This is a genomic window from Bacteroides xylanisolvens XB1A (assembly GCF_000210075.1).
In the GTDB taxonomy this organism is placed as follows: Bacteria; Bacteroidota; Bacteroidia; order Bacteroidales; family Bacteroidaceae; genus Bacteroides; species Bacteroides xylanisolvens.
Genome location: NC_021017.1, coordinates 754,720 through 769,050 on the forward strand (window position 1 = coordinate 754,720; position 14,331 = coordinate 769,050).

Consider the following 14,331-nt stretch of genomic DNA (forward strand, 5'->3'; position numbering starts at 1 on the left):
AAGTGCATTTTCACAAACGATTTTTGTCAATGTATTCGCCTGCCCTACTTCCTTACCATCTACAAAAATGCGCAATCCTTTTCCGCAATGATAGCGATCACCATTCTTATCCCAAAGAATCGTCAGATTATGACCATGATATAATACATTATCCAGGCAGAACCAATCCCACTTGTCGGCAGGAATTAAGGGGTTCACTTCAATCGTATTATCCAAACGTGGACGAAGTCCGATCAATCCTGTAATTATCAGGTCGTTGAAAGTGGAATGGTTATAATAACGGCTACGTTCCTGATCTCCTTTCAGCCAATAACCGGTCACCTCATCCAAATATTCACCAATATAGGGACGACCACGATGATACTGTGATTCCACATACAATTCCATCTGACGGAAATATACACTGTCAGACAATACAGTCTGCGGATAATTATTCATAAAGTTAGCCATTGCTGTCAATGTCTGTGCGGAAGCAAACGGCCAGATAGCACCGTCCCATTCACATTTGCCTACTCCACGTGTACGGAACTCCGGATGACGACGTTCTGCAGTTGTCAATCCATAAGGAGCAGAGAAGCCTTTTTCATCCATAATTTCTTTCCAGGCAATTTCATACTTTTGGGTGGTATCCGGCAGGTTGAAATACCAAGGAATATATCCGATTGCTTCACGCACATTCGCGGAAGAGTCCGTACGCATCGTCTCAAAAAACTGATGACGTGTATTCCACAATTCATTTTCTACCAGATTTTTCAAAGTATCTGCTCTCATGCCATATTTCATAGCCATCCCCTCATCACCGGAAAGAATTCCTATACATGAAAGTGCTTTAGCATTGCCATACATATAACTATTGATTGTCGGCCGGGCATATTTCTTCCTCCGTCCGCCACTGATTGATTCTTCCATACCATCCTGTACGTCACCCTGCCAATACAATCCGTTCTTCAAACGGTTCGTACGTTCCCAACGCTGGTATTCGGTTTCCAGATCTTTCTTCATATCCAGCAGATAGTCCTTATCACCATCTACCATGTAACGAGCCAAAACAGCATCTGCGTTCCATGAGCTGAACTTATCCATTTTCTTCATCGGACCGCCATCATTGCCACGATACCATGTATGAATAATCTGATCCAAATATTTCGGATCACGCAACCAACGGCTTTCATAAATGTGATGTCCAATAGCACAAGCAATCAAATTATATTTATCAGAATAAGAACGCTGAACGAGAAACTCGGTCATGCCATAGCCAACAGGAGTCTCCTTGATATGCTTACGCAATGACCACCAACGATAATAATACATTTCTTCAAAGTTATGTTGCGGACACTCGAACAAAGGAATATTTTCCTCCATCCATTCCGAAGCCTTTTCATTGGGAATTGCCTGAACAATATTTTCGTCTTCCATACCGTTGAAATAGTCTGCATAATGACTGAAGTCAGCATACTTTAAAAAAGCAGAAGACGCATCTTTATCTGCAGAAGATGTTTTCACATTGGCAATGCCATATTCAGCCAATAGATCTTGCGCACCTGCATTCGGCAGATCATAAGTCTGGTCGGCAGGAGTATCTACAGTCGGGAATGTACGAGGTACGCCAGTACGGAATACGATTCGCTCCACAGCAGCCACGGGCGCATAGAACATACGCAGCCCTACTCTCTTGCCATCTACATATACTTGAATATTACGATCAACAGTAGAAAGGACTGCTTCTACATGATAAACCTTTCCTGCTTCATATTTCATCATATTTGCAAACCGGGAGCCGCCTTTCAATCGGAAAATGCCATCATCAGTAAGTTCCATACGAGAACAGGCTATTCCATTCTCATCCAGAAATTCAATCTGGAGTGTGCCTTTATTATTCTGGCCGGCTTTCAAATCAAATGATACTTTCAATTCTTTAGAAGCCGGAATTTTACGTTCCACTTTGGCATAATCAAACGGATCTTTATCCTGCAACTTCAACCATTGATCCTCCAAAGAAACAGGGGCCCAAACCGGGGAATAAATATTCCAGTCAGTCAGTTCCGCAATTGATTTATTTTTAGAGAAATCATCATCCGCATGTGCTGAAGCATTTATTTCCACCGGGACAGGAATACGGGAAATCCACATATCTTCCTTGTTCACACTGTAAGAAACCCACAAATCACCATCGGCAGGTACTCCATTACCTTCCTGAATACCACGCGGATATTGAGGACCGTATGATTTATAATTTCCTCCATAACGCATGGGAGTGATTTCACCATGCACCAGATTCAATGTTGTATATTCCAATCCATCTTTACTCAAAGATATAGCCAGCGGCCAACGAAATTCCGACGGATTATATACAGTAGCGTATGTACCATCACTTAAACGCTGTCCCCAAATTTTCGCGTTGCTATTGACGAAACCTTTTGCACGAAGCACAGGCTCTGCCCAAGTATGTCCGCCATCCTCACTGATAGAGGTAAGCGCATGTTTCCAAAGACTGGCAATACGTCCATCCGGCAATGTATAACAATTGAATGCTTTGTATCCTTTCTTCAGCGGGAGAATAGGATCTTCACGGTCGGCTTCTTCCACCCACTGCATCATATACAGCGGATTGTCAAGAATTTCCTGGCAAGCCTTCACAAACTCACGATCCTTGCTTTTCTTAAAATACGGATAATCAGTATTCTTTTCATTAAATCCATGATTATAATAAATGAAATAGATCGGTCCGTAAGAACCGTCTTTCTTTATTTCACGAACCACCCGGCCAATACCGTTTCCATCATTGGGATCATCTTTTTTATCCAAAGCAACTCCATAATTTCCCATTGTAATCAGCTTGCCGGATTTAGAAACATAGAATCCGACACGCTGGTGCATAATGGCAATCAGATCTTTGGCCTGCACACCCGGACGAGACTCTTTGGTGTATCCATCGGGAACTTGATAAGGAGGAAACACAATTTCCGGATTTGTCCAGCGATATCCATCCTTCGATGTCATCAGAAAAGTCTGTGAAGGCGGTACGTGTTCGTCAGAAGGATCTGCCAGGTATTGATAGAAAAACTGTCCATTCCAATAAGCCAGCATCGGCTGATGATTATACGTCCATCCATTGCCGTTCGAAGCATCGGGATGTTCACGATTGGCACGTACCAACTGAATGTTATGTACTCCGACTACCGGAGACAGTTGTCCGTCGTGACAAGCAGGGTTCGATAATTCTTTTCCTGTATAATGAATTCTATCTTGTGCAAAGGCTGTAGTAGTCAACCAACCGGCAGCCAGTACAAAAAGAATTTTAGCAGAGTTGTTCATGATTTATTCTGATTTAAAATTGTTTCCGGATTTATTTCTTTTCTTCCAGCAATGCTTTTACGACTGATTCCGGAGCCGTAAATATGGTTCCATGCTTATGCCCCACAGGGATGCTTACCTCTTCTGTTACATCTGTAAAGTTCCGGAAATCCTTCGTACGCATAGCGCCATATATTTTTTTCTTATATACATCAAAATAGATTAGATAATCGTCTCCCACTTTCTCTACAGACGGTCCTTCTACAAAGGATTCAGTGAAAGGCTGGGATGCGGGCGAATAAGGACCGGTCATAGAATCGGAAAAAGCGATTTTCAGATTACGTTCCGGTCGGGTGTTATCCTTGAGCACCATTACATAGTCATTCTTTGCCCGTTTCACGATAACGGCATCAATGGTGCTGAATCCCGGATCGTACAAAAGTTTTGCTTTCGAAACGGTTTTAAAATCTTTTGTAGTGATATAGTATAAACGATGATTATTATTCTCTTCTTCTATCCCCTTTTCGAAACGTCCGGGGACACAGGAAGCCCATACGACCATGAACTGATCGTTCTCGTCGTCATAGAAAATTTCCGGAGCCCATACATTAATGGTAGTCGGTTCGTTTACCATTACAGGAATCATCTGTTGTTCCGACCAATGGATCAAATCTTTAGAATGTGCGTAGCCAAATCCTAAATCACCTTTCCAACTTGTAGTCCAGACCAAATGGTAGGTTCCATCCGGAGTACGTACCATCGAGGGATCCCGCATGAGCTGGTGCTGTCCCAGTTCCGGCTTTAGCCAAACTCCCGGAATACTGTCCCAGTGAATTCCGTCCTCACTATATAAGTATCTTAACCCCTCATCAGCCGGTTCATGAAACGAAGTGAACATGTAGTAGTCTTTGTTCCCCCCACAAGAAGCCAGAAACAGAAGACTTATTGCGGCTAATGTATTTCTTAACTTTTTCATTTCTATATTCTATATTTGTATCTTTTATACAGAGGAGACGATGGAAAGCGCCGTTTGTACTCAAATATACTAGAAGAATCAATAGATTCAAAATTTATATACGATAAAAGGGCGACTCTCCGAGCCACCCTTTCCACCATCAAACAAACTAACCATTTACAATGGGAAAGAATTTCACTTCTTTTTATAGTATCTTATTTTTTAATTATATAGAACCTCCACGGGCTTTTATACGTTTATACCATTCCTCTCGTTCTTTCTTCAGGTCATATCCACGTTTAGCCAGATAGTTGTTGATACGTCCTTTGTATTTTCCGAAAGCAGCGTGTTTCTTATTCGAATTTTCTGCATCCAACGCAAATTCACGAGCCTCTATCAACCAAGCATAGATTTGAGCTTTTTCTTCTTCTTTCAAAGTAGGAATCATGTCCAGATGTGAGTCATAAGTCACTTTTACTACTCCATAAGTCATGCCATCCTTAACGGCTTCTATTTGCTTTTCATCAAGAAAGAGAGATAAATTGGCAGGAAAAGCGAAATGTGAACGATATAGCGCCGCATCTTTTTCATTTTCCGCAGCTTTCAAAGCTTCATTTTTAGCCTCACCAGTCAACCCGGATTCTTTTACTTTCTTGACTTTCGCATCCCGCACCTCATAAATATCATTTAATTCGAAGTAACGATTGGCTATGACATTGCGAACATCTTCGGCTATTTTCGCATCTGTAAGTCCGAGTTTATCAACGATCTTTTGTGATCGGCCGACAATAGACTTTACATATTCAGGATCACGATTCTCTTTATTTAAGTCGACTGCCTGCGCAGACATCCAACCGGAAATAAAAAGCAATGATAGTATCAGTATCTTTTTCATAATTACATTAATTTTCCTTTTTCAGCCAATGTATCGTAGTTGTTCTTCATATCTCTCCAATCTACTTTATGCTTTGTGCTGATACCGTTGATATATTTTTCAATATTCGTATATCCGTCACCAGTACAGTCTTTATTGGCATCACTCGGATCGTTCGGATTTAATCCGTTAGCAATTTCCCATTCGTCCGGCATACCATCTTTGTCTGTATCAACATAAGGAGTACCTTTGTATTCAGGATACCCCCCCATCTGGCGAACATCAGTAATAATACCCTGCTTATAAGAATCTTTCGGCAAACGACGATACTTGAACTGTCCGTCTTCCCCCATTGACTTAGGAGACAAACCTGTCAAGTCACCATAAGCGTCTTTAGGAAGTTTCTTTTCATAATAAGGAATACCTGTTCTTACTTCTTCAATCACACGTTCGTCAACAATATCACGACAAGGAATATTCGCACCTACATGTTTCAATACATAGTCATAAGCATCTTTAGCCCCCATGATATTGATATACGGCATCTCGAACGGCTGGTAGCTACGCATGTATTCAGTATATCCGTCAGTGTTCGGTTGAGTTTCAATCTGAATACCGCCATTCCAGTTGTCTTTAGTTATTTCAGGATAGCCTTCCATTATATTTCCGTCGGCATATACTCGCCCATATTCTTTATGATCCAGCTTACTACGTCCTGCTTCCGGTTTCAAGATACGATGTCCTACATTGGAATCCTTAGGAGTAGCAGGTCCCGGTTTGTAGTAGTTGTTAATCATATTGAACATCGCGGTATAATCACCACCATCAGAAGAACGGTGCACCCAATTGAATACTACATTATTAACGAAATTGAATATGCCATTCCAGCCGATAGAAGGATTACGTCCGGAGTTACTAGCCCAAAGGTTACGGGCAAATGCACAGTTCTCACCACCTAACGTACTACCAAACGCATGATTGTATGTATCTAACGCTTTTGCCGAGATAGTATTTTGAATAGTTACGTTTACAGTAGGAAGTTTCAAGTCTTTGCTTTCATATTGTCCTTCACTCGGGTCGTACATGTGGCGATAGAAAGAAATGTTTTCATCCAATCCCCACGTACAGGAGCAGTGGTCGATCATTATATTACCAACAGGGTTACCTCCGAAAGAGTCATCACGATGCCATACTTTCGTTTCTCCACGACGGAAACGCATGTGACGTACAACAACATCATGTGTATCTACCCAAAATGACTCGCCGGCAATACAAACACCGTCTCCCGGAGCTGTTTGCCCTGCAATGGTTACATAGGGAGCACGGACGATAATCGGAGATTCCAGACGGATGATACCGGCAACATTAAATACGATAATACGTGCACCACCAGTTTCACATGCTTCACGGAAAGAGCCCGGTCCACGATCATTCAGATTTGTGACAGTTATCACTTTACCTCCACGACCACCGAAACTGTACATACCACCACCTTCAGCACCTGGGAATGAAGGGATATCAGCCTGTGGCAAATCGTACGGACGACCAGCCCAAGGAATATATGGACGTCCTTCTCTAGCTTCTTTTTGTACTATCGGCAACGCTTTTGCCCATGCTTCATCAGAGCGTTTCCGCTCTTCAGTCATCATTTTTGTATAGTTTTCTTTGGCTTCGCCAGATATTTGTGGGTATTGCGCCCATGCAACGGTCGGAGTCAACATTGTTGCAGCAAAAACTGCTAAAAGTACCTGTTTCTTCTTCATTTTTATTTGGTTTTGTGAAGTTGTTAATTCAAAAATACAATAATAAGACGAAAGAAGAAAAGATTTGTAATCAGTGATGATGATCTTTTATCAAATGCGGGGGAGAGAAACGACTTTCCAGTCTCCAATGGTCCGTGTAGTACTATCGAGAATCACTTTGCTGAAAAGTGTCTTTTTCTGCCGGTCATTTCTCTATCGGAAGAAAAAACGACGAAGGAAGGAATGTGTCACACACGAAATCCGAATAACCGGAATAGCTTGGTGTAAAAGAAAAGAGGGAATCTTAAGATTCCCTCTTTTCACATTTTCTCTTCTATTAGCTGCCGTCAGAGAGCCGGATCGGGAGCTTCGCCACTGTCGCTGCCACCGGAAGGAGGAGTTACTCCACCGCCTTCATCAGGATCGGGAGCTTCACCTTCACCAGGCGTTATCGTTCCGTTGCCTCCGGAAGGCTTTGAGGGAGCCGTAATACCTTTACGACGATTATAAGCAGCTTTTGTTTCGGCTATGACTTGGTTGAGAGCAGTAAGAAACGCTGAAGCTTCCGTTATGGAGGGAGTCAGTATATTGACAGCGGTTATGTGCATCACCAAGTCATCGTAGAGTGAATCAAGCTGCGCACGCACAGTCTTTGAGTCCGCAACCGATTCTGCTGTACGAGTAACGGAACGGGCGTCTGTCAGTGCCGAATAGTTTTTATTGGCGGTTTCGAGTGCCGTTAATATGGCATCCAAATTGAGTGCCGTAACGGCGGTTTTCACGGCTTCCTTGCGGAAATCAAGCAGTAGTCCGCTGATGGCTGCCGTTTCCTCCATATTGCGCATGCGTGCCAGTCCGGTATAAGGGCGCACCGTGATTTCCAAGGTATTATATGCATCTCGTTGCGCTGCCAACGGTGAGTTTTTGGCCGCACGGACAGTAGCCAACAAATAACTGACATACGAATCGCGTTCGGCATCCAGTTTCAGTAAATCCTTTGTTTCGGCGTTGGCCGTGGAACGGTTCACCAGGTCTTCCATTTGTACCAACTTCGGCTTGATGCTGTTCACGATGTTTGTTACTGTCAGTTTGGAAATACTTCCTGCGGTGAGGAGTGTCAGCACACGATTCATGAAATTGGTGTACTCAGTGTTGTTCAGTTGTGACAGTGTGATACCGTCTGCTTTTTGATAACTTCCCATAATTTTTTCTTTCGGGATTCATACTTGTTCTATCTATCTCTGAAAAATTCGAAGTCCGGACAAGCCCGCGAAATGGTTGCTGTAAATTCGCGGACGTTTTGCATACCTGTGAAAGCATTTTTTAAAATTTGCAGGCGTTTTTCAAGCTTGCAAAAGCGATTTAAAAAGTTTTCCGGCATTTTACAAGCTTGGGAAAGCGTTTCTGGAAGTTTGCAGGCATTCAGCAGGCTTGGGGAAGCGTTTTGAGAAGTTTGCGAAGGCAAAGATAACTAAAATCAGCTGATTTAACGAACAAAAATTCACCAATTCCTGCCGTCTTCTCAAAGAAAAGAGGGAGGAACCGGTGAATTTCTATGGTTTTCGATGCCGAAGCATCCTGTGATTCATCTCCGATGTAATTATCCCTGCACCGAAATGCAGGGTTCTTATCGAAGGAAGTTGAGTTTTTTATTCAGCCAGCGGGTCAAAAGTACCGTTTGCGCCACCGTTGTTGTAATCTCCCCAGCCGATGGTTTGCAGCAATGTACTATTATTACCCTGGATACCTTGATGGAAACCAAGGATATAATACCTTGGAAGGAACGCGATATACAATGGAGAATGGCTATCATCATAAGAATCGCCTTTCTTTGTCTTACGGGTCAAATAATTTGAATAAAATTCTTTCAGCCTATCCTGTTCGCTGGCAAGATCCTTTCTCAAATCCATTGCAGCCGGACGGGTAATTCCAGCTTTTACTAACGGATCGTCGTCAACATTTGTTCCACCAATGCCACCGTTTACAGTTGTACGGAATTCAAGATTCTCGCGACGTTGTCCGTTGAGTGGCTTAAAACCAAGATATGTACATGTGTTTCCACCCCAGCCAGTCAGTTTCCAAGTAGCAGGCGCACCTTCAGGAAGTTCTATGCCGCCATCAAACAACATCCAGCGACGCATATCATCGAAACGTTTTCCTTCGTATGCCAATTCAATTTGACGTTCATACATGATAGCTGCCATACATTTAGCTTGGTCACCGTCCAAACCTGCTTCCAATCCATAATTATTTTCAGCTTTATAACCAACACGAGCACGGATTTTTTGTAATTGATCAACGGCAACTCCCATCTCACCCGCATTACATGCTGCTTCTGCATAATTAAGTAATACTTCCGCATATCTAATCTCTATATACGGCGCGGCAGAACGTGTGAATCCCCCGGACTTTTCATCATAGACATAACGGGCAATAGCATTCACATCTCTGTCATCAGAGCGTTTACGTACATAAAAACCTTTTACATCATTAAGGAGACCATCAGCGCCATAGGTCACACTGCTATTGGCTTCAATATCATCTACATAAGCTGCATCCGTATACCAGGTATAGTTCCAAAGTTCATAATCAGGACCATTGTGCGGGTATCGGTTCCCTTGTGTCGTAGGATTACCGACAAACGACCAACGAACTCCCGGGAAAGCGAATGTACGATAGAAGCGCGGATCACGATCGACGAAAGGAAATTCGCGATAATAAGGTATATCTGATTTAGTTAACGTATTGTATGTTTCACAAGTTGCAGGTATCTTGCCGTCAGACATAGGAAACATATCTACCAACATGGCGGAAGGTGTTTTGCCACCTCCTCCTCTAGCATTGTACGGCCGGATGCCATTTTCCCATGTATTATTCTTACGATAATCAGGAACTCCTTCCGTCAGCGTGTTGTGTAGCGTTACAAATACAGCTTCTTGACTCGGCACTTCAGTAAAAAGATTAGCCCAACCGGAAGCGTTCACACCGGGATTACTTTCATTAGCCAAGCCATATCCGGCAGCTGTCAGCACGTCAATAGATCTTTTTATATCATTGTAAGCCTGTGTCCAACGAGACAAATCATTGGAGCGATTAAATAACGGACTGGCATATAGTACACGTACTCGACCCAACAAAGCCACTGCTGTACCGGAAGTAACACGACCGTAATTATCACCAGACATCCATTGTCCGGCTCCCGTAAAAGGTGCTAACAATGTTTCAGCTCTCTCCAAATCGTCACAAATAAATTTGAAACAATCCTTTGCGGAAGAACGGGGAACAACAGAACTTTCAACAGGTTCCTGTACTTCCGTAATGATGGGCACACCACCATACCATTTCACCAAATTATAATAGCACCATGCACGAAAGAAGTAAACCTGCCCTAACAACTCATTCTTTTCTTCCTGCGAAAGCGTGCTTCCTTCAATGCCTGCAATGACATCATTAATATTACGAATACGTCCATAAGCGGAAGTTATAGGATCACCTTTCGTTCCTTCAAAGTAATCAGGTACAGGATTATTTCCGGTTTGATAAGTCAACGGCTTGAGTGGATCGACAAAAGCACTGAATCCACTATATTCTTCAGTCGACTTAGATTGGTCGTCTGCTAAACCGGTACTGTTATACATTGAACTGGGAGTAGCCTTAGGATCTGGCAGACATACTCTATAAACATCTGCTACACGTCCCAGTGCACCACTCCAATAATTATAAGCATCGGCAGTAGTGCTGTCAAAGTTCTGCTTGTCTTGCATGAACTGGTCGCTACAAGAAGTAAACGCAGTCATCGCCCAAAAAGCTACGCTGATACGGAATATATTTTTTCTTTTCATTTTACTGTTCTTTTAGAATGTTAAATTAACACCAATCGTGAATTTACGCAGGGTAGGATAATTCCCATAAGTAGTCATCGGATCAATAAAATTATCCGGATAAGGATTATAGAAACTTAATAGATTCTGTCCTGTAATGTTAAAACGGCAACTTTCGATACCTATCATTTTTGTATATTTTGACGGTATACGGTAAGCTAATGTAACGCGATTCAGTTTGACACGTGTTCCGCTTACTCTCCAGAAAGAAGAAGTTACTGCATTCACGCTGCCCCATCTCAAGTTCGGATATTTTCCATTGCGATTGGCTTTCACCACTACATTACCTGCTGCATCTACTACGTCGTTATACACAAACATATTGTCTGTAGTCCAGAACGAAGGCATATTTGCATATTCCAAATCATTATACTTATTAGCCGATGTTCCTTGGTTTCCTAAAGAAATTGCATCATCAGGCAAGAAACTATAACCACCCCAGCTCGCATTAAACTGAGCTGTCAAAGAAAGCCCCTTCCATTCTGCGTTCAGGTTCATTGTCATGCTGTAAGGATTGCTTCGATTAGATAACCGTACTTGGTCATCTTCAGAGCTAACCACACCATCCGGTCCGGCGTATGTACCATCATCTTGTCTGGCTCCACGCACGTCTTTATAAATCAACATACCCGGTTTTACATCTTCTTTAACGTTACCCATATAGGAAGTAATATTGTACTTGGCAAAATACTCGTCAATATCCTGATAGCTGCGGAACATACCGATACACTGCATACCCCAGATGCCTTGATCCAAACGATCACCCTTCTTATAGCTCTTATAAGTAGGCTTCTGATCCCAGTCTCTTACCAAAATCTCATTATCACTATACCCGGTGTTCAACTGAATTTTATACTTAAAATCCTTACCTATCTTGTCTCTCCATGTAGCAGACAGTTCGACACCATAAGTATTCAATTCTCCATAATTCACTTTCGCAGAATTAGCTCCCACTGTAGATGGAACAGAGGCATTATAACTAAGCAACATCTCACGGTTCCATTCATAGTAAGCGTCAATATTGAATGATAAACGATTATCGAGAACATTGAAATCAAGCCCCAAATTACCTTTATAAGATTTATCCCAATGAGCATCCCGATTGATTGCTGCATTGTTTTTATTCATTGTGAGGTGACTACCGGCATTGGCCTCTGTACTAGTGCCAAATACTGGCCCTTTATCCTTATCTGTTCCGTAAGTCTGCAACCATTGCCATGCTGTTGTATTATCACGACCGGTCAAACCAAAAGATGCACGCAACTTTAAGTAATCAATCCATGTAACGTTCTTAGTAAACCATTCTTCTTGTGAAACCACCCAACCAGCAGATACTGACGGGAAAAATCCCCAATAATTTTCAGGAGCAAACTTGGTGGAAGAATCCGAACGAAGCAGGAACTCCAGTAAATATTTGTTATCATAAGAATAATTCAAACGACCGATATAAGATAAATTACCCGACTCAAAACGAGTGAATTCTGTACTAGGAGTACTATTCCAGTCTACCGAATTAGATTGTCCTGTCGTAAATTCGTATGGGTTAGTAACCATACCGTACAAATATTCTGTTTCTGATTCAGACTTTTCAATGGAGAATAAACCTCCTACAGAATGTAGTCCGAAATCCCTATTATATGCTGCAGTAAAGTTCATCTGATAGTTATCCGAACGAGTCATGGAACGAGACAAATATCCAGTAATATCACTTGTACTGGAGTTAACCACCGGTTTTCCACTATTTGCCAAATAAAAACTAGTATTTTCAAATGCACTGTTATCCGCTCCTTCAATTGGAGTATACAAATGTTCTCCACTACCAGAACGAGTCTCCAAATAATAAAGATTATAAGAAGTACCATAATCATTTGTCTTATTCGTATTGACACTCTTCGAATAAGTAAACTTCAATTTCAGTCCTTTCAACCATTTATTCCATCCGAAATCGTATTCCAACCCGGCATTAATATTCATGTTTGATGTCATGTTTCGTTTATAGTCGCCATTATTCTGAAGTACATTGAAATTGTAATTCTGAATATTACTTACCGATGAATTAGTAGGACCGTAAGCAGCTACCGCATATTCACCCACATATTCGGGAATATAATAAGGATGTGTCAACAGCGTATTGTAATCTTTCTCTGCAGACGAACCTCCGACCTGATTCAGAGGAGTATTTTTCTTTCCATAATCACCGGAGACCTGTACATTCGCTTTTATCCACTTGCTGATTTTCACATCTACACCAGCACGGTAATTCCAACGATTGTAATCCAGCTTACCTAAGTTACCATCCTGATCAAAATAAGAAATTCCGGCAAAATAACTGGCTTTTTCAGTAGCACCGCTCAGGTTTACACTATGCTGCTGCGTCAATGCGGATTCCCAATATTTATCCAGTAAATCATAGTGCAAACTTTTCATGGCATTCAACTCATCCTGCTGAAAAATAGCTCTTAACGGATCAATACTTGTCTCCGTCGGGTCAGCCATACGTACTGCATTCCATAACTTGCCATACTCATACGCATTCAACATCTTAGGACGAGATACTTCATCTGTAATACCAAATGTTCCATTATATGAAATTTTAGGCGCACCTAACTTTCCCTTTTTTGTGGTTACCAGAATAACACCATTTGCTGCACGAGCACCGTAAACTGCTGCAGAAGCATCCTTCAAGATAGAAATACTTTCCACAACTGATGGATCTAAGTTGTTAAACGCTTCCGCACCCAAATTAGTATAAGTACTTCCCACTTTTACTTCCGTAGGATAAATGTAACCATCAATAACATACAATGGCTGCAGGTTGGTACCTCCCATTTCTTCCAACTCACCATTCTGACGAATAGTAATCGTAGCGTTTTGTCCCGGACGAGTATCACCTCCGTTTACAGAGATACCATTTGCCAAACCGCTCAATGTACTGGCCAAACTTCCACTTGAAATATCCTGAATATCATCAACGGGAACAGTGGCGATAGCACCAGTCAAATGCGCTTTCTTCTGCGTACCATAACCCACAACTACAACTTCATCCAATTGCTGCGTATCTTCCTTCAAGATGATCTTTGTCAATTTGAATGGAGCAGAAAAACGTTGTGGTACATATCCTATATAAGAGATTTCCACTTCCTTACCATCAGGAACATTCAATGTGAAATTTCCATCTAAATCCGTTATTGTTCCCACTGTTGTTCCTACAACCTTTATGGCAGCTCCAATAATAGGTTGCTCGGTCTCATCCAGCACAACTCCTTTGAATGTTTTAGTATTCTGTGCTATTGTCGGCAAAGCCATCACAAAAGCTAGAAGCAGGCTGATACTGATTCTATATATATTCTTATGTTTCATCTTTATCGTATTCTAGATTTATTATCTTTTTAATTTAACCAACGCGGGTCGCCACTACCATGAGCAAATACTTCGGGAGCACTCGGAGTAAAATCACCGTTTGCAGCATCAGCGAATCCCGGATCCACGCCATAAGCAGAATTGCTCTTATCACCATCCGCACGATTTGAAGTCTCATCCAGTGGCAATGCGCCATTGTACCAATAACAGTTATTTTCAAAAGTT

Annotated in this window: 8 protein-coding genes; all 8 read right to left on the reverse strand. The window is 42.0% G+C overall.

Going from position 1 to position 14,331, the window contains the following annotated elements; all coding sequences use genetic code 11:
- Positions 1-3,315, reverse strand: a 3,315-nt coding sequence (locus BXY_RS03100) for an MGH1-like glycoside hydrolase domain-containing protein (protein WP_208946745.1), incomplete at its 3' end; no start/stop codon positions are given.
- A 31-nt stretch (positions 3,316-3,346) separates the two neighbouring features.
- Positions 3,347-4,270, reverse strand: a complete 924-nt coding sequence (locus BXY_RS03105) for a glycoside hydrolase family 43 protein (protein WP_015531202.1) — start codon at positions 4,268-4,270, stop codon at positions 3,347-3,349.
- 205 nt (positions 4,271-4,475) lie between these two features.
- On the reverse strand, positions 4,476-5,144 hold the full coding sequence (locus BXY_RS03110) for a DUF3826 domain-containing protein (protein ID WP_004300481.1): 669 nt from the start codon (positions 5,142-5,144) through the stop codon (positions 4,476-4,478).
- Positions 5,145-5,146: 2 nt separating this feature from the next.
- Complete coding sequence (locus BXY_RS03115) at positions 5,147-6,886, reverse strand: thrombospondin type 3 repeat-containing protein (RefSeq protein WP_008770997.1); 1,740 nt, start codon at positions 6,884-6,886, stop codon at positions 5,147-5,149.
- A gap of 326 nt (positions 6,887-7,212) precedes the next feature.
- Positions 7,213-8,067, reverse strand: a complete 855-nt coding sequence (locus BXY_RS03120; RefSeq protein ID WP_004311799.1) for a DUF6261 family protein — start codon at positions 8,065-8,067, stop codon at positions 7,213-7,215.
- A gap of 447 nt (positions 8,068-8,514) precedes the next feature.
- Entirely contained in the window at positions 8,515-10,707 is a 2,193-nt protein-coding gene (locus BXY_RS03125; RefSeq protein WP_015531203.1) for a RagB/SusD family nutrient uptake outer membrane protein, read from the reverse strand.
- A gap of 12 nt (positions 10,708-10,719) precedes the next feature.
- Positions 10,720-14,106, reverse strand: a complete 3,387-nt coding sequence (locus BXY_RS03130; RefSeq protein ID WP_004311797.1) for a SusC/RagA family TonB-linked outer membrane protein — start codon at positions 14,104-14,106, stop codon at positions 10,720-10,722.
- 29 nt (positions 14,107-14,135) lie between these two features.
- Positions 14,136-14,331 (reverse strand): DUF5123 domain-containing protein (locus BXY_RS03135; RefSeq protein ID WP_208946746.1); only part of this gene is annotated, 196 nt, incomplete at its 5' end.

Excerpts from the sequence above, each read along its gene's own strand:
- BXY_RS03105 (WP_015531202.1), bottom strand. The coding sequence starts at position 4,270 with ATGAAAAAGTTAAGAAATACATTAGCCGCAATAAGTCTTCTGTTTCTG.
- BXY_RS03110 (WP_004300481.1), bottom strand. The coding sequence starts at position 5,144 with ATGAAAAAGATACTGATACTATCATTGCTTTTTATTTCCGGTTGGATG.
- BXY_RS03115 (WP_008770997.1), bottom strand. The coding sequence starts at position 6,886 with ATGAAGAAGAAACAGGTACTTTTAGCAGTTTTTGCTGCAACAATGTTG.
- BXY_RS03120 (WP_004311799.1), bottom strand. The coding sequence starts at position 8,067 with ATGGGAAGTTATCAAAAAGCAGACGGTATCACACTGTCACAACTGAAC.
- BXY_RS03125 (WP_015531203.1), bottom strand. The coding sequence starts at position 10,707 with ATGAAAAGAAAAAATATATTCCGTATCAGCGTAGCTTTTTGGGCGATG.
- BXY_RS03130 (WP_004311797.1), bottom strand. The coding sequence starts at position 14,106 with ATGAAACATAAGAATATATATAGAATCAGTATCAGCCTGCTTCTAGCT.